The organism is Micromonospora sp. ZG13 (assembly GCF_059359355.1).
This window is the reverse complement of the sequence record NZ_JCADBQ010000006.1, coordinates 244,458-263,739: the sequence shown is the minus strand read 5'-3', so window position 1 is coordinate 263,739 and position 19,282 is coordinate 244,458. Positions and strand designations below refer to the sequence as shown.

The following is a 19,282-nucleotide window of genomic DNA, read 5'->3' as shown; positions in this document are numbered from 1 at the left end:
CAGCGTCACCGTCCTCAGATCCGGTAGTCGTCGCGTACGGGGTGGAAGACGTCCAGACAGCGGGCGTCGGTGTGGGCCACGGCCGAGTGCTCGACGCCACCCGGCACCACGACGCTGTCACCCGGGCCCATCAGGAAGACCTCGCCGCCCACGCGCATCTCGAACGTGCCCTCCAGGCAGTTCACGATCTGCTCGTGCGGGTGGCTGTGGCTGGGCACCTCGCTGCCGGCCTTGACGTCCCAGATCGCCACCGTCAACTGGTCACCGTGGACGAACCGGCCCTGGTAGCCGGGGATGAGTTCGGTCGTCGTGCCGGTGGCGGGGGTGAAGTGCAGTCGTCTCATGGGCATTCGGGTCCCTCCTTCAGTGGCGTGGCGGGTCGCGGCGCGGTCACCAGGCCGTCGATGAGCCGGCCGACCGCGCCGAGCTGGTCGCGGTAGTAGAAGTGGCCACCCGGCAGCACGGTGACCTGTGCCGGGCCGTCGATCAGGTCGGTCCAGGCGGCGAGGTCGGCGGCGGGGCACCGGCCGTCCTCCGCACCGCCGACGATCACGGCCCGGGTCCGTACCGCCGTGGCGGCGGTGCGGGCGTCGGGGCCGTACCGCCGCGCGAGCACGAAGTCGTGTCGGATCATCGGCAGGTACAGGGCGCGGGCCTCGACGTCGGCGAGGATCTCCCGCGGCAGGTCGCCGATGTCGCCGAGGGCCGCGGCGAGCGCGTCGTCGTCCCATCGGCTGATGTCCGGCAGCCCGGCCCGGCGGTGCGGCGGCGCCGCCGCGGAGAGGAACAGGTCGGGGACGGGCCGGCCACGGTTCTGGAGCTCAACGGCGATCTCGTGGGCGAGCAGGGCGCCGAAACTGTGCCCGCCGAGGATGAGCGGACGGCCGTCGAGCGCATCCTGCACCGCGACGAGCAGGTCGCTGAGTTCGGTCACGACGCTGCCCAGGTCGGCGCTGGGCGGCTCGCTCATCCGGGTGCCGTGGCCCGGGTACTCGACCGCCAGCGCGGTGACGCCCTCCGGCAGGGCCGGGCCCCAGGCGCTGTAGGTGTGCGCGGCGCCGCCCGCATGGGGCAGCAGGACCAGCACCGCGCGCAAGGGACCGGAAGCTCCGGTCGGGGCGCACGGCCGCAGCCACCGCGACGGTGGCAGCTCGATCGCCGCGGAGTCGCCACCGCTCAGTCGTAGGCGATCCACGGCACCTCCTCCAGTGCGGCGACGGTGTCGGCCAGCTCGGCGTGGGATCCGGCGGCGCCGGTCACCGCGGCCGCGTTCGCCGCCGCGCCGAGCCGCCAGTCCGCCGGCTCCCCCGGAGCGGTCAGCACCGAGACCCGCCCGACGCGCGGCACCCGGCGCAGCGCGGACACGTTCTGGATGCTCCGCACCCGGCGGGCGTGCACCGGCGGCACGAGCAGGTAGTGGAACGCGATCGGGCTGTCCGGCGCGGGCCGCCGGCGGGCCTCGAACGGGCGGCCCAGCGCCGCGCGGACAGCGACGTCCGCCGGGTCGGCGAAGCCGGAGCGGACAGCGAGATCGTCGACCCAGGCCCCCAGGCGGCCGTTCACCTCGATCACCCGTGGACCCGCCCCGGTCAGCTTGATCTCGACGTCGGCGATGCCGGTGGTGACGCCGACCGCCTCCACCGCCCGACACGCGAGCGCCTCCACCTCGGCGACCAGGGAGTCCTCCACGAACGACCGGCCGCCGTAGCCGCCCCGCTCCCGGAACGGCTCGGCCAGCGCGAACTTGCTGGTCACGAACATCGCCTCGGCCCGCCCGGCGGAGACCGCGCAGTCCACCGCGATGTAGTCACCCCAGGGCGCGGGCGTCGGCCGGCCGACGAGCAGCTCCTCCAGCATCAGAGCCGACTCGCGGGGGCCCGGTCCGTCACCGGCGAGGGCCCGGGCCACGAACGTGTGCGCCTCCGCCACGGTGTGCACGGCGACGGTGTTCCGGCTGGACGCGCCACGTACCGGCTTGACCACGGCGGGCAGCCCGACGTGTGCGACCGCCGCGTCGACCTGGTCGGTGCCGGTGATCGTGGCGACCCGTACGGCGTCGACCCCCCGTTCGGCGAATCGCCGGCGCTGCACGTCCTTCTGGGTGATCCCGGGCAGATCGGCGAGCCGGTGGTGGGCCAGGCCGAGCCGGTCGGCGAGCCGGGCGGTCGACTCCAGCTGGAACTCGCTGAAGGTCACGATGCCGGCTGGTCGGTGCCCACTGATCAGGGAGAGCAGTTCGTCCTCGCCCGTACCGGTGGCGTCGATCGTGTCCCCGAGCATCCGCAGCGTCGGCAGCATCAGCTCGGTGTGCGCCTCGGCCTGCCGGTCCCGTACGCCGCCGCCCAGGGTCTGGGCGCCGACCAGGAAAACCAGCTCCACGTCGTTGGCCTCGGCGGCGTGAGCCAGCCGTGTGGGTGCCAGGCTGCCCCGGTCGTAGACGACGAGGAGGGTCTCGCGGTCACCCATCGCGCCCCTCCCCGGCTCCGGCGCGTGCCGGGACGTCGAATCCGCCGGCGCGGCGCGCCCGAACCAGCGCGGCGGCGAGCTCGCTCACCGTCGGGTGTTGGAAGATGGCGCGCATCGGCACGTCGAGCACGAACTCCTGTTGCAGGCGGAGGGTGACCTGGGTGGCCACCAGCGAGTCGCCGCCCAGCTCGAAGAAGTCGTCGTGCACGCCGAGTTCGTCCGCCCACAGCGCCTCCCGCCAGATGCGGGCCACCGCCCGTTCCGCGGCGGTACGCGGTTCCACCCGGCTGTGCTCTCCGCCGGGGGTGGAGGTAAGGCCGTCCCGCATCCGCGCGGCGTCGGGCAGGGCACGCTCGTCGAGCTTGCCGCTACCGGTTTGTGGCAGCTCGGGGAGCGTCAGGCAGACGGTCGGGACGAGGTACTCCGGTAGCGTGTCGGCGCACCAGCTCCGCAGGTCGGCCAGGGACAGCGGGCGGCCGTCCCCGGTGACCACGAACGCGACCAGCCGGGTGTCGTCCGGCCCGAACTCGCGCGCCCGCACCGCGCACGCGGTGACGCCCGGGTGCGCGTCGAGCCGGGCCTCCACTTCGCGCGGTTCGATCCGGTGGCCGCGAACCTTCAGCTGGGTGTCGATGCGCCCGATCGCCCGCAGCCGGCCGTCCGGCGCCCACCACACCAGGTCGCCGGTCCGGTACACCGTCTCGCCGGGCGTGGCCGGTCCCCAGGTGTCCGGGACGAACAGCCGGCCGGTGAGCTCGGGCCGGTTGAGGTAGCCGCGGGCCACACCGCGGCCGCCGATCAGCAGCTCACCCGGGACGCCGGCGGGAACCAGCCGGTCCCGCGCGTCGACCACGTAGAGGGTGGTGTCGTCGACCGGCTCCCCGATCGTCACGTCGGCGGGGTCGGTGATCCGCGCGAACGTGGAGTAGATGGTGGTCTCCGTCGGGCCGTACCCGTTGATCACCTGACCGGCCACCGCGGTCATCCGGGCGGCGAGGTCCGCCGTCAGCGGCTCGCCGCCGGTCAGCGCCTGGAGGCGCTCGCGTCGCCCACCGGCCGTCAGGGCGTCGGTGAGCGGACGCCACGCGGTCGGCGTGGCCTGGACGAACCGCACGTCGTACGCGTCGATCAGCCGGACCATCTCGGCCGGGCTGCGACTCTGGTCGCGGGTCGCGACGACGACCCGCGCGCCGTTCACCAGCGGCAGGAAGATCTCGACGGTGGAGATGTCGAAGACCGGCGCGGAGCTGGCCAGTGCGGTGTCGCCGGGCCGCAACGTCACGTACCGGCCGAGCGATCGCAGCAGGTTGCCGACCGCTGCCTCGGGAACCGCAACGCCCTTGGGTTCGCCGGTGGATCCGGAGGTGTAGAGGATGTAGCCCAGCCGTCCGGTGTCGGACGGGTCGGCCGGCGGCGTCTCGGGCCAGGCCGCCAGCTGCTCGCGCGCCTGCTCCGTGCCGAGCCGGACGACCGGCCGTCCCGCCGTGGCGGCGGCGGGCGTCGCGTCGTCGACAAGCACCACCGCGACGTCGGCGTCGTCCAGCAGGAACGCGATCCGGGCGGTCGGGAACCCCGGATCGACCGGTAGGTAGCAACCGCCCGCCTTGAGCACGGCGAGCATGCTCACCACCAGGTCGATGCCCGGTGGCAGGCAGAGGGCGACCCGGACGTCGGCGCCGACGCCCCGGTCGGCGAGCAGGTGCGCGAGCCTGTTCGCCCGGGCGTCGAGTTCGCCGTAGGTGAGCCGCTGCTCCCCGCAGATCACGGCGAGCCGGGTGGGGTCCCGGCGTGCCTGCTCGCTGACGGCCCGGTGGCGCTCGGGCGCCGGCCCGTCGACGACCTGGTGAGCGGCCTGCCGCCAGCGTTGCGGCTGGCGCCGGTCGTCGTCGCTGAGCAGGTCCAGGTCGGACGGCGGGCTGTGCGGCGCGCGGTGGAGCTCCCGTACGGCCCGGCCCGCCAGCTCGGCCAGCAGCGTGGCCTGCATCGGGTCGACGGCGCCGGACCGGTGCCGCAGTTCCGCCCCTGCCTCGGTGACGGCGAGGGTGATCGGGTCGACGGCCGGGCCTCGACCAGCCGGCCGCCGTACCGCCAGCGCGGACGCGCAGTGCGCGATCAGGTCGCTGGTGGTCGGGGTGGCGGCCAGGTCGACGTCCACTTCGGTCGACTGCCCACGCAGGTCGAGCGGGAGGGTGAGCGCCTGCTGCCGGAGGACGGCGGCACGGACGATCGCCCAGGCGGCGACCAACTCCGCGTCCGGCAGGCCGAGCTCCGCGTCGACTGGCGTGGCGAGGTTGTCCGCGCTCATCGCGGGACCCCCGCCTCGGTGTCGGCAGCCGGAGCGAGGTTGTTCTTCTCGGTGCGCGACCTGGACAACAGCACCAGGGCCGGCGGCAGCAGGACGACACCGGTGAGGACGATCGACGCGGCCGCGCCGATGGCGTTGGCCACCACGCCGCCGAGCAGGACGCCGACGATCGAGAAGTTGATCATTACTGCGTTGAGCAGGGCGATCCCTCGTCCCCGCAGGTCCTCGGGAAGGTCCCGGAGCAGGATGTTCGCCACCGGCACCTGCACCAGGCTCATGCCGAGGCCGACCAGGGCGCACCACGCGCAGACCAGGGCCACACCACTGCCCGGCCAGCGGTCGTCGATCGGCCACAGCACCAGCAGGGAGACGGCGAACAGGGCGACGGCGCCGGCCAGCAGCCCGGTCAGCGGGAGCCGCCGGACCAGGGCCGGCCCGAGGAACGCCCCGATGATCGCGCCGCCGCCGAGCATCGCCTGGGCGAGGCCGAATTCGAAGGCGGGCAGGTCGAACCCGGCCAGCAACTGCGTGTTGACGTTCGTGGTGAACAGCCCGATCGCCAGCATCACCGGGACCATCGCCCACGCCACCAGGCGCAGCGACCCGATGCTCAGCACGCCGGTGACACCGGTCCGCAGCGAACTCCAGTACTGGCCCGGCCCGGCTGCGGTCACGGTGGCCTCCTTGAGCACCGCGATGCTGCCCAGCAGGAGCGCGGAGACCACGAAGGTCACCGCGTTGACCACGAACGCCAGCTTGACCCCGGCGACCAGGATCAGGAAGCCGCCGAGCAGCGGGCCGGCCAGGTTCAGCGCCTGCACGGTGCTCTGGAACAGTGCGATGGCGACCGGGATGCTGTGCTTGCCGACGACCTTGGGGATGGCGGCCATCCGGGCGGTCTCGAACACCGCCTTGCCCAGCCCTTCCAGGAAGATCAGCACCACGAGGAGCCATGCCGAGTCCACCGCGAAGATCATCGCCAGGACGATCACCACGCGGGCGAGGTCCGCGCCGACCAGCAGCACCCGCGGCGACATCCGGTCCACCAGCGGGCCGATGAACGTGCCGAGGACCCCGGACGGCAACAGCTGCGCGATGACGATGGCGGCGATGAACAGCGCCGGCGAGTCGGTCAGGTCCGCCGCCACAAAGATCACGGTGACCTTGGCGATGCCGTCTCCCAGGAAGGAGGTGACCACCGCCAGCCAGTAGCGAATGTAGACCCTGTCCCGCAGCAGTTCTCTCACGACTCGTCCCCTAGCGCCCGGTTACGGGCATCGCTCACGACCTGTGCCACCACTCTGACGTGGGGCCACCGCACCACCGTGTAATGGTTTCCGGGCGCCTCGACCTCCCGGAACCGCCCCGCCGCGAGCGACTGCCACGCGCGGAACGGCACGAGCTCCTCGGCCTCCGCCCGGACCAGGGTCACCGGGCCGCGCAGCGGCGGCGGTTCGTACCTCCACAGCAGGCGGAGGTTCGCCAGCCACATCTCGACGACCGACGCCATCTGCGCCCGCCCGCTGTCGGCCGGCAGGTAGTTCGCCGCACGGGCGATGCGCAGCAGGTGGTCGATGTGCTCGTCGTCGCTCATCGCGCGCAGGTCGTCGACAGCCGTGTCGTCCTGGTGGTCCCAGCGCAGATTGGCGGCGATCGCCGCGACGATCTCGGCGCGGTCCGGTTCGACGTCCACCGGGGCCGGCGGGTGGGCGTCGATCAGCACCACCGACGCGGTCTCACCGGCACGTTCCAGCTCGGCGGCCACGGCATAGGCGTTGGAACCGCCATAACACCAGCCCACCAGCTCGTACGGGCCGGACGGCTGAAGCTCGCGGACCAACCCGGCGAATGCGGCCGCGCGCTGTTCGAACGTCTCGTACGGGAACCGGCCGTCGACCGGCTCGGGCGACGCCAGGGCGTACAGCGGTCGCTCGGCCGGCTCGACGAGCTCGGTGAACGGCATGTAGCAGACCACCTCGCTGCCCGCCGGATGCACGAAGAAGATGGGTGTCTCGGTGTCCGCGCCGGCCCGCAGCCGGATCGCGTGCACGTCGCCCTCCGGGCGGAAGCCGTCCCGCACCATGCGGGCGAACTGCTCGACGGTCGCGCCCTGGAAGATCGCCGCCATCGGCAGGGTCACGCCGAACGCCGCCTCCAGCTCGGCCATCAGCCGCAGCACCAGCAGCGAGTGCCCGCCCAGGTCGAAGAACCGGTCGTGGACGCCGACCGGCCGGACATCGAGCACGTCCTCCCAGATCCGGGCGATCCGCAGCTCCAACGGATTGCGTGGCGCGGCGTAGCTGGCCGCGGCGCGGTCGATCGACGGCGCGGGCAGCGACGTCCGGTCCAGTTTGCCGTTGGCCGTCATCGGCAGCGTGTCGAGCACGACGACCGCGGCGGGGATCATGTAGTCCGGCAGGGTTCCGCGCAGGTCCGCGATCAGCTCGGGCGCGGTGGGGAGGTCCTCGCCGGCCGGCTCGACGTAGCCGACCAGCCGCGCGTCGCCGACACGGTCCTCGCGAACGATCACCACGGCGCGTCGTACGCCGGGATGCCGCTCCAGCGCCGACTCGATCTCGCCCAGTTCGATCCGGTGTCCGCGCAGCTTCACCTGGTTGTCGTCACGGCCCAGGAAGATCAGCGTGCCGTCGCGCTGCCACCGGGCCCGGTCGCCGGTCCGGTAGAGCATGCCGCCCGTGCGGAACGGGTCGGGGAGGAACCGCTGCGCGGTCAGTTCCGGGGCGCCGCGGTAGCCGCGGGCCACGCCCGCCCCGCCGATGTAGAGGTCGCCGGGTACGCCGACCGGCACCGGCCGGCGATCCGCGTCCAGCACGTAGACCTGGGTGTTCGCCAGCGGCCGGCCGATCGACACCGGCTCGCCTTCGGCCGGGATGGGCCAGATGGTCGACCAGATCGTGGTCTCGGTGGGCCCGTACACGTTCCAGGCGCGACCGGGTAGCGAACCCATCTCGGCGGCCAGGGTGGGCGGCAGCGCCTCGCCGCCGACCAGCATCCGCAGGCCGGCCGGGTTGCGCCAGCCGGCGTCGAGCAGCAGCCGCCAGGTCGTCGGCGTCGCCTGCATCACGGTGGCGCCGCACTCGGCCAGCGCCCGCGCCAGCCGACCGCCCTCGCGGGTGTCCGCCCGTGGCAGCACCGTGACGGTGGCTCCGGCCAGCAGCGGCCCGAACAGTTCGAAACCTGCGATGTCGAAGGTGACCGGGGTGACCGCGGCCAGCACCTCGCCGGCTTCCACGCCGACCCGGTCGTTGAGGTCGAGCAGTACGTTGATCAAGTTGCCGTGGGTGATCTCCACGCCCTTCGGCGTGCCGGTCGAACCGGACGTGTAGATCACGTACGCCAGCCGCCGGCCGTCACCCGACGCGGACGGCTCCTGCTCCGTCTCCCGCTGCGGCAGGTCGTCCAGGAGGAGCACCTCGGGCGCCGGCACACCGTCGCTGTGCTCCGCCGTGGTGATCACGACCCGCGCGTCGGAGCGCTCGACGATGCCGGCCAGCCGCTCGCGTGGGTGCGACGGATCGAGCGGAAGGTACGCGCCGCCCGCCCAGAGGACGCCGAGAAGCGCCGCCACCAGGTCGCAGGAGCGCTCCAGTCCGACGCCGACCACGACCTCCGGGCCGACCCCGAGCAGCCGCAGCCGCCGCGCGATCACCGCCGCACGATCGATCAGCTGCTGGTACGTCCACTGTTGCGTACCGCACCGGACCGCGACCGCGTGCGGTGTGCGCAGCGCCCGTTCGCGGACGAGCCGGTCGACCGTGGCGTCGGGGTCCCGCTCGGCCGCCGTCGCGTTCCACTCCACCACCACCTGGTGCACCTGCTCGGCGTCCATCAGCTGGTAGTCGGCGACGGTGCGCCCCGGGTCCACGACGAGCTGCTCCAGCAGCTGGACGACCTGCTCGCCGATCCGCTCCACCGTTTCGGCGTCGAACAGGTCGGTGTTGTACTCCAGCAGGCCGTAGAAGTGGTCGTCGCCGAGCGAACGATCGTCGAAGAAGCCGAGGGTGATGTCGTCCTTCGCGGTGAGGTTGTCCAGCATGACCGTCTCGGTGCGCAGTCCGTGCAGCGGCACGCGTTCCTCGTGCACGAAGTCGACGTAGATGAACGTCGACTGGTAGACCGGGTTCCGGCTCGGGTCGCGTTGCACGTCGAGTGCGTCCAGCAGCACCCCGAACGGCACATCGTGATGGTCGAACCCACCCAGCACGGCCGTCCGGGCCTCGCCGAGCAGCTCCCGGAAGCTCATCTCCGGGCGCACCCGCACACGCAGCGGCAGCATGGTGAGGAAGTAGCCGATCATCGACTCGGTCTCCGGCCGCCCCCGGGTCGACGAGGTGGTGCCGACCACGATGTCCTCCTGGCCGGACAGCCGGTGCAGCAGCAGCTGCCAGGCGGCCAGCAGGACGACGTTCACGGTCACGTTCTCCGCGCGGGCCAGCTCCCGGATCGCCGCGGTGAGTTCCGGCGTGAGGCGGAACTGGTGACGCGCGCCGTGGAAGGTCTGCACCGGCGGGCGCGGCCGGTCGGTGGGCAGCTCCAACGCCGGCGCGGCCCCGGCGAGCTGTTCCCTCCAGTACGGCAGGTGCCGGGTCGCCACCTCCCGACTCAGCCAGCCGGGCTGCCATTCGGCGTAGTCGCCGTAGTGCAGCTCCACCGGTCGCAACGTGTGCGCGCGCCCGGTGGCGTGCGCGTTGTACAACTCCGGGAACTCGGCGTTGAACACGGTGAGCGAGGCCCGGTCCCAGATGAGATGGTCGACGGTGCCGAGCAGCATGTGTTCGTCGTCGGCGATCCGCAGCAGGCGGATCCGCATCAGCGGGCACACCGTCAGGTCGAACGGCGTACGGATCTCGTCGAGCGCGAGCCGCTGCGCCACCGCCTCCCGCTCGTCCCGCGGCACGTGCCGCAGGTCGGTCACCACCACATCGACCGGAACCTGCTCGTGCACGACCGCCCGGGGCCGCCCGTCCACTGCCACGAACGTGGTCCGCAGCGGCTCGTGCCGGGCGACGAAGTCGCCGACCGCCCGGCGTAACGCGTCGAGATCCAGCCGCCCGGTGAGACGCGCGGCGAAGAAGATGTTGTACGCCGGGTCGTCCGGGTCGAACTGGTGGATCAGCCAGATCCGCTCCTGGTCGACGGTGAGCGCGTGGCCGCCGATGTCCCTACGGCGGGTGACCGGCGGCACCTCGGGCGCCCGCGCACCCTTCTCCCGCAGCCGGCGGTCGAGCACCGCCCGTTGTGCCGGAGTCAGCTGCGCCAGCCGTTGTGCGAGCTCGGTCATGCGACACCCCGGGTCCCCTGGTAGCGGTTCTTCAACTCGGTCAGGTGGGTCAGTCCCTCGATCACCAGGTCGGGCGCCACACCGAAGTCCACGAGGCAGGCCACCTCGTCGATGTCCAGGTCGATCAGGTCCTCGACGAAGCTCTCACCGGTGTCCGGCGTCCCGAGCAGTGCCAGATGGTCGAAGTACCGGTCGAAGGTGGCCGACAGCATCACCTCACGCTCGGCTCCGGACAGCAGCGCGTACCCGCTGCCGGTGCTGTCCTGCTGGCGCAGGAACGTGCCGAGGTAGTCGATCAGCGGGCGGCGGACGATCTCGCGTACCTCGTCGAGATCCGAGCCGAGGAAGGTGTGCACCATCGCGGTGACCACGCCGGCGTCCGGGTCGTGCCCGGCGTCGGCGCGTGCCTGCCGGTAGGCGGCGATCTTCGCCTTGACCTGCTCCGGCTGCTGCGCGACCAGTCCGGTGAGCAGATTCGCGCCGACCCGGCCGGCTTGCACGAACGTGTCGATGCTGCCCTGCGAGGAGACCCACACCGGTAGCCGCGGCTGGATCGGGCGCGGCAGGGTGCGCACGGCGGTCGGTGTGCCGGTGATTCCGGGCATCTCGACGGTCTCACCGGCCCACAGTCGCTGCACCGTGTCGAGCTGGCTGAACATCACGTTCTTGCGGTCCTGGTAGACCTGGGCGCCGTCGCCGGGGGCGAGGACGAAGTCGTCCGGATGCCACCCGGAGGCGGCCGAGATCGCCACCCGGCCGTGGGAGAGGTTGTCCACCACCGACCATTCCTCGGCGATCCGGGCCGGGTGGTGCAGCGGCAGCGCGACGCTGCCGGCACGGATCTGGATCCGTTCGGTGGCGACGGCGAGCGCCGCCGCGATCACCGACGGGTTCGGGTAGAGACCGCCGAAGTCGACGAAGTGCCGCTCCGGCACCCAGATGCCGGCGAATCCCTCCCGGTCGGCTATCCGGGCGCACTCCAGCAACAGGTCGTAGCGGTTCTCCTCGACGCTGGACCCGTCCCCGGAGAAGAAGAAGACGCTGAAGTCCATCGTGCTGCCCGGGCGTCGCCGGCGGCGGGGGGCGGCCGGGCCGCTCGCCTGCGGGACGGCCGGGACCGGTCCGGCGGCGGCCGCCCGCTCACGGCGGCGACGCTCGAATGCCGCACGCTGCTGCGGGGTCAGGGTGGCGAGTCGCCGCTGGAGCTCGTCGCGGGACGCCGTGGCCTCAGCCATGGTCGCTCGCCAGCAGCGCTTCGAGTTCCTCGGGTGACATGGCTTCGACCTCGTCGAGCATGCTCGCTATCTCCTCGTCGGCCAGGGCTCGGGTCTGATGGGCACGGATTGCGGCGGCCAGACCCGCCACGGACGGCGCCTCGAAGATCACGCTCATCGGCAGCGGGCCGAAGATCTGCCGGAGCCGGGCGACCACCTGGATGGCGAAGAGCGAGTTGCCGCCGACGGTGTAGAAGTCGGTGTCCGGCTCGTCGAGAGTGACGCCGAGCACCTCCCGCCAAACGGTTGCGACCTGCTGAGCCACCTCGTCGTCCGGCCACAGCCGGGCGGGGTCCCAGCCTGGATCGGCCGCCTCGCCGGGTGCCACGACCGCCGAGGCGAACCCTGCGGCGGTCAGCTGCAGTTGCTCGCTGAGCACGTCCCGCAGATCGCGGGTGGAGACGAGCACCGACGGCAGCCCACCGGCCAGCGCGGCCTCGGTGCGCTCCAGCCCTTCGGCGACCGGAATGCCGTACCGGCGGCGCTGCCGCTCGTAGTCGGCCCGGATCTCCGGCAGACCCGCCATCTGCTGTTCGAACCAGTCGTCCCAGCTCCACTGTCCCCAGTGCAGGGCGGTGACGGTACGCCCAGGCACGTCGTGCGTGTGGGCGTAGGCCTCCAGGAAGGCCGCCACCGCGCAGTTCTCGAGCTGCCCGAACCCGCCGACCACGCCCGTGATGGAGGAGCCGAGCAGCAGGAAACCGTCGAAGCCGTCGCCGGTCATCTGGTCCAGGGCCGCGCCCAGCAGCAACGTGGTGCGCACCCGGGCGTTCAGGGTGGCCATGATGTCGGTCGCCGACTTCATCGCGACCATGCCGGAGGCCCGGTGGTCGAGCAGGTGGAACACGCCGTCCAGCCGGCCCAGCCGGACCAGCGCCTCCTGGATCACGGCGGTGACCTGCACCGCGTCCAGCAGATCGGCGGTGAGCAGCGTCAGCTGTCCCCGGGCCCGCTCCTGCAGGTCGGTGAGCCGAGCCCGCCGGTCCTGCGGGGGTGCGGCCGGCTCGGTCACGCCGACCACCCGCGCCCCGCGGGCGATCAGTTCCTCGGCCACCATCAGCCCGGTCTCGGTGTCGGCGCCCAGCAGCAGGTAGCCGCCGTCCGGACGCCACACCGCCACGCCGCCGGCCAGCTCGACGGGAGCGAACGCCCGGCGCCACCGGAAGCCGTCACGGTAGGCGACGAACAGGTCGTCGGGCACCGCGGCCAGCAGTTCGCCGGTCAGCGTGGTGGCCAGTTCGGCCCACCGGGCCTCCGCACCGGGCGGCGGCAGTTCCACGTCGACGCCGCGGCAGCGCAGGCCGGTGAACTCCTGCGGCAGCACCGTCACCGCCCCGAGGACGGTGGCCCGCTCGGGGCGGACCGGAACGGACCCGGCGACCTCCTGCAACCGGTCGGTCAGCACGACGACGCCGAGCCCGTCCAGGTGGCCCAGTTCGTTGAGCGCCTGCGCCAGCCCGACCAGGCCGAGCAGGCCGCGACCCTGCACGAGGTCGAAGGAGCCGATCGCATCGCCCGCGTCGGCGCCGAGGATCGCCCCGGCGTGCAGCACCCGGCTCGGCAGCCGCCCCTCGGCGGCCAGCCCCTGCACCAGCCGCTGTGCCTCCTGCGGATCCGTCAGGGCGGACGCCGTGACGGAGTCGACCTCGTGCCCGGCCGCCCGCAACAGCACACCGATGCGGTGTGCGAGCCCGACCTCGTCCTCGATCACCAGCCAGGTCTCCGGCGTCCCCGCCGGGTCGGCGGCCACCCGGCCGCCGCGATGCCACACCGGCGCGTACGTCCAACGCAGCGGCTCGGCCGGCTCGTCGGTCCGTCCGTCGGCGGGATCACGGCACGGCAGCGCGTGTTCCTGGCGGTCGAACTCCAGGCCGGGCAGCGGAACCACCCGGCCCGCGCACCCCTGGGCAGCCCAGTCGATCTCCACGCCGGCCCGCCACACCGCGGCGAGCGGCGACGGCGGCCGGTCGCGTCGCGCGAGCAACGGCACCAGGGCCGCGGTCGTTCCGGTCAGCCGGGCCATCGCGGTCAGCGCCGACCCGGGGCCGGCCTCCACCAGTACGCGCCGGTCGTCGCCGGTGCCGAGCAGCCCGGACAGGCCGTCCCCGAACCGGACCGGCTGGCGCAGATGCGCGACCCAGTAGTCCGGGGAGGTGGCCTGCTCGGCGGTGATCAGGCGACCGGTCACGTTGGAGGCGAACGGACGTCGCGGCGCGTTGCGGGTGACGTCGGCGACGACCGCGGCGAACTCGGCCAGGATCGGGTCCATCAGCGTGGTGTGGAAGGCGTGGGACGTCGCCAGTGGGCGGACCGGCACGTCCCGTTCGGCGAGCAGCCGCTCGGCGGCGGCGATCTGGTCGTCGGTGCCGGCCAGTACGCACAGCTCGGGGCCGTTCACGGCGGCGATCGTGCCGTGGTCCCGGACCACCGTGGCGAGTTCCTCCGGGCCGAGCGCCACCGAGATCATCCGGCCGGGGGTGGCCCGTTGGACCAGGGCACCACGGGCGGCGACGATCCGGGCCGCGTCCGGCAGGCTGAACACCCCGGCCAGGCAGGCCGCGACGTACTCACCGAGACTGTGCCCGATCATCGCGGCGGGTTCGATCCCGGCGTCGAGCAGCAGCCGGCCCGTCGCGTATCCCACGCTGAAGACCGTGGGCTGGGTGTACTCGGTCTGCCCGAGCAGCTCCTCGTCGTCGCCGAAGGCGACCTCGCGCACATCGAAGCGCAGATGCGGCCGAAAGGCCTCGGCGCACTCGTCCATCGCCCGCCGGAACGCCGGCTCGTCGCGATAGAGGTCGGCACCCATCCCGGCGTACTGGCTGCCCTGGCCCGGGAACATCAGGACCACGCCAGGCGGCTGGTCGTCGTCGGCGCCGACGGTGTCCACGTCCTGCGGGGTGAGCGCGTTCAGGGCGCTGATCGCCTCGTCGAGGTCACGGGCCACCACGGAGGTGCGAGCCGTCAGCGGGCGGCGCCGCCGCTGGAGCGTGTGGGCCACGTCGGCGAGCGAGACCGGATGCGGACCGGCGAGCACGGCCGCCACCTTGCCGGCGGTGGTGAGCAGACCCTCGGCGGTACGCCCGGACAACGGCAGCACCCGCCTCCCGGCGCCGTCGTCGGCGGCTTCCGCGCGCGCGGGCGCCGCCTGGAGCACCACGTGGGCGTTCGTGCCGCCGACGCCGAAGGCGCTGACCCCGGCCCGGCGCGGCGCCCCGGCCGGCGGGGACGGCCACCCCGAACTCTCGCCGCGGACACGGAACAGCGCCGGGTCGAGCTTGAGCTGCGAGCTGGATTCCCGGAAGTGGGCCGTGCCCGGGACGATGCCGTACCGCATCGCCAGCACCGTCTTGATCAGGCCGGCGATGCCGGCCGCGGCGTCCAGGTGGCCGATGTTCGACTTGACGCTGCCGAGCAGGCACGCCTCGGCACGCGGGGTACGGGCGAACACCTCGGTCAGCCCACGCACCTCGATCGGATCGCCGAGCGGCGTCCCGGTGCCGTGTGCCTCGACGTACTGCACGTCGGCCGGGGTCACGGCGGCGACGGCCAGCGCCTCGTCGATCGCCGCGGCCTGTCCCGCGCTCGAAGGCGCGGTGAATCCGATCTTCGTGCTGCCGTCGTTGTTCACGGCCGAGCCGATGATCAGCGCATCGATGTGGTCCCCGGCGGCGAGCGCGTCCTCGAGCCGCTTGAGCACCACGACGCCGACGCCGTCGCCGGAGACGGTGCCGCCGGCCTCGGCGTCGAACGGACGGCACGACCCGTCCGGGGACAGGATCGAACCCTCCTCGTACCGGTAGCCGCGCGGGTCCAGCGACCGGATCGCCGCACCGCCGGCGAGAGCGGTGTCGCACTCGCGGGTGAGCAGGCTCTGCACCGCGAGGTGCACGGCGACCAGGGACGAGGAACAGGCCGTCTGGACGGTCAGGCTGGGACCGGTGAGGTTCAGCTTGTACGACACCCGCAGCGCCAGCATCCCCGGGTCGGTGCCGATCACCCGTTGCAGCTCGTCAGAGCCCCGCTCGGCGGCGTCCCGCGGCGGCATCCGCTGCTCCAGATAGGCGCTGGACGAAGCGCTCAGGAACACCCCGATCGGCTCCCGCGTGCCGCGCGGCGGATATCCGGCCCGTTCCAGCGCCTGCCAGCAGGTCTGCAGGGCCAGCCGGTGCTGCGGGTCCATCATCGCCGCCTCGGCGGGCGAGTAGCCGAAGAACGAGGCGTCGAACTCGGCCCACCCGTCCAGCGGATAGCCCACCGGAACGTGTCCGTCGGCATCGATCTCGTGCGCGGGAACGCCCGCGGCGAGCAACTCGTCACGGGTGAACCGGGTCGCGGCGACACCGCCGTCGACGATCAGCCGCCAGAACGCCTCGACGTCCGGCGCTCCGGGGAAGCGGCCGCTCATGCCGATGACGGCGACGGCGTTGTCCGGGATCATGCCCGCGCCTCCAGCACCGGCGCGGCGTCCGCCTCCGCGGCCAGCAACCGCACCGTCGGCGCGTCGAATATCGTCCGCAGCGAGACAGGCATCTCCCAGCGTTCCTGGGCCAAGGCGGCCACCTGTACGGCAAGCATCGAATGCCCTCCCAACTCGAAGAAGTCGTCGTCCAGGCCCACCCGGTCCAGGCCGAGGACCTCGGCGAAGATCTCGGCGAGCCGCTGCTGCGCCAGTGACGACGGGGCGACCAGCGGTGTGGACAGTTCCGGACGTTCCGCGCTCGCGGCGGGCAGCGCGGCGACGTCGATCTTTCCGTTCGGGGTCAGCGGCAGACGGTCCAGCACCATGTACAGCGCCGGCAGCATGTACTCCGGAAGCGTGCGGCTCAGGTGGGCCCGCAGGTCCGGCGGCGCGGGCGCCTCCGCGCCCGTGGGAACCAGGTAGGCGACCAGCCGGGGTTCGGCCGCCCCGTCCGGATCGAGGATCACCGCGGCCTCGTGCACCGCGGGATGCCCGCGCAGCCCGGCCTCGATCTCCCCCAGTTCGATCCGGTAGCCCCGCAGCTTCACCTGGTGGTCGAGCCGGCCCAGGTATTGCAGTTCCCCGTCCGGCCGCAGCAGACAGCCGTCACCCGAGCGGTAGAGCCGCGCGCCGTCCGGGCCGTCCACGAATCTGGCCGTGGTGAGGTCGGGCCGGCCGACGTAACCGCGTGCCACTCCGGCACCGCCGACGTGGAGCTCGCCCGGCTCACCCGGCGCGACACTCTCCCCCTGCGGGCCGAGGAGGACGGCCGTCCAGTTCTCCAACGGCCGGCCGATCAGGCTGGCCTCCGGCTCGGCGAGGTCCGCCAGGGTGATCCGCCGCCACGTGCTGTGCACCGTGGTCTCGGTGATGCCGTACATGTTGACCAGCGCCGGCTGTTCGTCACCGTGCCGCCGCATCCAGGCGCCGACCATGCCCGGGGTGAGCGACTCGCCGGCGAAGATCAGCCAGCGCAGGGTACGGACCGGCGCCGGCGCGGCGTCCTCGTCGTAGCGGGACAGCTGGCGGAACGCGGCGGGTGTCAGGTTGACCACCGTGACGCCCTCCCGGGCCAGCAGGGCGTGGAAGGCCGCCGGCGACCGCCGCACCTCGTTCGGCACGACGACCAGCCGGGCGCCGTGCAGCAGCGCGCCCCACATCTCCCACACCGAGACGTCGAAGGCGAGCGACGCGAAGAGGGTCCACACGTCGTCCGGTCGGAAGTCGAACCGGGCGCTGGTGCTACCCAACAGCGCCACCAGGTTGCGGTGTTCGACCATGACGCCCTTCGGCGTGCCGGTCGACCCGCTGGTGTAGATGATGTACGCGAGGTGCTCCGGCCGGACCTCCACCGGCGGCGGCTGCGTGTCCTCGCCTGAGGTCTCCTCGTCGGAGCTGTCGAGCAGGATCGATCGCGCGATCCCGAACGTCCGCTCCCGCTGGTCGGTGACCAGCAGGGTCGCGCCCGAGTCGCCGCAGATGAAGGCCAGCCGCTCGTCCGGGTGCTCAGGATCGAGCGGCACGTACGCCCCGCCCGCCTTGAGCACGCCGAGCAGCGCGACGACCGCCTCGGCCGACCGTTCGACACAGACGGCGACCGGCACATCCGGCCCGACGCCGAACCGGCGCAGCCGGTGGGCCAGGCCGTTGGCCCGCCGGTCCAGGTCGCGGTAGGTCATGTCGTGGCCGTCCCGGGTGACCGCGACGGCGTCCGGCCGAGCGTGCACCTGCCGGGAGAACAGCTCATGGACGCAGGCCCGTAGGCCCGGCTCCAGCCGCGTCATAAGAACTCCACACGTTCGGACTTGTCGAATCCACTCGGCCCGTGGAGGTCCACGGCCGCCGCCGGGTCCGCCACGAACGCCTTCAGTTGGGCGCGGAAGGCACCCAGGATCGCGGTCGCCGTCTCCGCGGTGTACAGGTCGGTGTCGTACTCCAGCTCGAGCCGCATCGCGGGGCCGGTGGCGACGGCGTACAAGCTCAAGTCGTACTTGGCCGTCCCCGCGGGCCGGCTCACCGTGAGCGTGGTGTCGGCAAGCCCCGCGAAGCGGACCGGCGGACCGCTGACCTGGTACGACAACATGACGGTGAGCGGCTGCACGTTGCGGCGGGTGAGCGTGCGCATCAGGTCCTCGAACGGCACGTCCTGCCGCTCCAGGGCACGCCACGCCGACTCCGCCGCGCCGGCGATCACCCCGGCGCCGGTGCTGCCGTCCGGCACCGTGACCGCCACCGGCACCATGTTGATGAAACAGCCCACGACGTCGTGGCACTCCGGAAGCAGACGCCCGGCGGCGGGCGTCCCGACGACGACATCCGGACGTCCGGCGGCCCGGCGCAGCACGACCGCGAGGGCCGCGAGCAGCACCGCGAACGGCGTCACCCGCTGCTGCCTGGCCAGGCCGAGCACTCCCGCTGTCAGGCTCTCGTCGAGCGCCACGGCCACCGCGTCACCCTGGAACCGGGGAGACCGGGGCCGCGGGAAGTCGGTGGGCAGTTCCAGCGGGAACGGCATCCCGCTCAGCTGCGCGGCCCGCTCGGCGACAGCCCTCCGCCGGGCCTCGGAGATGGCCGCCGCCGCATCGGCGCGAGCGAACTCCGCGTACTGGCGGGCGGCCGGCGGGGTCGGAGCCGGGCCCGGGCCGGCGTACCGGCTGTACAGGGCGCCCAGTTCCCGGCTGAGCAGATCGAGTGTCAGGCCGTCCACGGCGATGTGCTGGAACGTGCTGATCAGGATGTGTCGGTCGGGCGCGCGGCGGACCAGCACGAACCGGACGGGCAGGTCCCGCTCCAGCCGGAACGGGATCCGCGCCTGCGCTTCGGCCAGCCGGTCCACCTCGGCTTCCGTGGACGCGTCGACCCGCGACACGTCAGCGGGCCCCGCCGGCCGGACCGCGACGGACGGCACACCCGAGCGCGCCGGGTAGTAGGTCCGCAGGATCTCATGCCGGGCAAGGAGGTCGGTAAGCGCCGCGTGCAGAGCCTCGACGACGAGTGGGCCCGTCAGTTCCAACCTGGTCGGCACGTTGTAAACGGTTGAGGACGGGGAGAACTGCTGCATGAACCAGATGCGCCGCTGAGCGCCGGACAGCGGCACCTCCTCATCGGCCGGGCGATCGGGCCGGGGCTCGTCGTCAGCCGTTCCGGCGACGGAACGGCTGACGAGCGCCGTCTGCACGAGAACGCCGAGGGCAACCAGGGAGTCCGCGGTGGCGATTTCACGCTCGGTCAACTCGATCCCGAAGACGGCGTTGACGTCACCCGTGACGCCCGCGGAGATCGCTCCTGTGGTGTTTCCGCCGACTATGTCCTCGAGCTCCTCGAGCACATAGTCGGAAACTTCCAGGCATGGATCAGACACGCGGCCTCCCCCCGTCGCCCACCAGGAGGAACACTTACACACCGCCTCAACTTGATCAACCAGTTACATGTATTAATCCGACGGTGGAATCTGGGGGCATGCCGCCCGGACG

Annotated in this window: 10 protein-coding genes; all 10 read right to left on the bottom strand. The window is 72.7% G+C overall.

Annotated elements, in window-relative coordinates:
* Positions 1-14: 14 nt before the first annotated feature.
* From AC5L34_RS15980 to AC5L34_RS15935, 10 genes are read right to left on the bottom strand one after another with little or no spacing between them, the layout of a single operon-like run.
* Positions 15-350: a cupin domain-containing protein gene (locus AC5L34_RS15980; protein WP_494825672.1), complete on the bottom strand. Its 336-nt coding sequence runs from the start codon at positions 348-350 to the stop codon at positions 15-17.
* Entirely contained in the window at positions 341-1,195 is an 855-nt protein-coding gene (locus AC5L34_RS15975; RefSeq protein ID WP_494825670.1) for a thioesterase II family protein, read from the bottom strand. Before AC5L34_RS15975 ends, AC5L34_RS15980 begins: the two co-directional genes overlap by 10 nt.
* Complete coding sequence (locus tag AC5L34_RS15970; RefSeq protein ID WP_494825668.1) at positions 1,177-2,466, bottom strand: ATP-grasp domain-containing protein; 1,290 nt, start codon at positions 2,464-2,466, stop codon at positions 1,177-1,179. The genes AC5L34_RS15975 and AC5L34_RS15970 overlap by 19 nt, the downstream gene beginning before the upstream one ends.
* Positions 2,459-4,771, bottom strand: a complete 2,313-nt coding sequence (locus AC5L34_RS15965; protein WP_494825666.1) for a non-ribosomal peptide synthetase — start codon at positions 4,769-4,771, stop codon at positions 2,459-2,461. The genes AC5L34_RS15970 and AC5L34_RS15965 overlap by 8 nt, the downstream gene beginning before the upstream one ends.
* The gene (locus tag AC5L34_RS15960) at positions 4,768-6,018 is read right to left on the bottom strand and encodes an MFS transporter (RefSeq protein ID WP_441175888.1); all 1,251 of its coding nucleotides are present in this window, start codon (positions 6,016-6,018) and stop codon (positions 4,768-4,770) included. Before AC5L34_RS15960 ends, AC5L34_RS15965 begins: the two co-directional genes overlap by 4 nt.
* Entirely contained in the window at positions 6,015-10,073 is a 4,059-nt protein-coding gene (locus AC5L34_RS15955) for a non-ribosomal peptide synthetase (protein WP_494825664.1), read from the bottom strand. Before AC5L34_RS15955 ends, AC5L34_RS15960 begins: the two co-directional genes overlap by 4 nt.
* Positions 10,070-11,308: a MupA/Atu3671 family FMN-dependent luciferase-like monooxygenase gene (locus tag AC5L34_RS15950; RefSeq protein WP_494825662.1), complete on the bottom strand. Its 1,239-nt coding sequence runs from the start codon at positions 11,306-11,308 to the stop codon at positions 10,070-10,072. The genes AC5L34_RS15955 and AC5L34_RS15950 overlap by 4 nt, the downstream gene beginning before the upstream one ends.
* Complete coding sequence (locus AC5L34_RS15945; protein WP_494825660.1) at positions 11,301-15,788, bottom strand: type I polyketide synthase; 4,488 nt, start codon at positions 15,786-15,788, stop codon at positions 11,301-11,303. The genes AC5L34_RS15950 and AC5L34_RS15945 overlap by 8 nt, the downstream gene beginning before the upstream one ends.
* Entirely contained in the window at positions 15,785-17,593 is a 1,809-nt protein-coding gene (locus AC5L34_RS15940) for an amino acid adenylation domain-containing protein (RefSeq protein ID WP_494825658.1), read from the bottom strand. The genes AC5L34_RS15945 and AC5L34_RS15940 overlap by 4 nt, the downstream gene beginning before the upstream one ends.
* Positions 17,590-19,212, bottom strand: coding sequence for a condensation domain-containing protein (locus AC5L34_RS15935; protein WP_494825656.1), 1,623 nt, complete (start codon positions 19,210-19,212; stop codon positions 17,590-17,592). The genes AC5L34_RS15940 and AC5L34_RS15935 overlap by 4 nt, the downstream gene beginning before the upstream one ends.
* Positions 19,213-19,282: the final 70 nt, after the last annotated feature.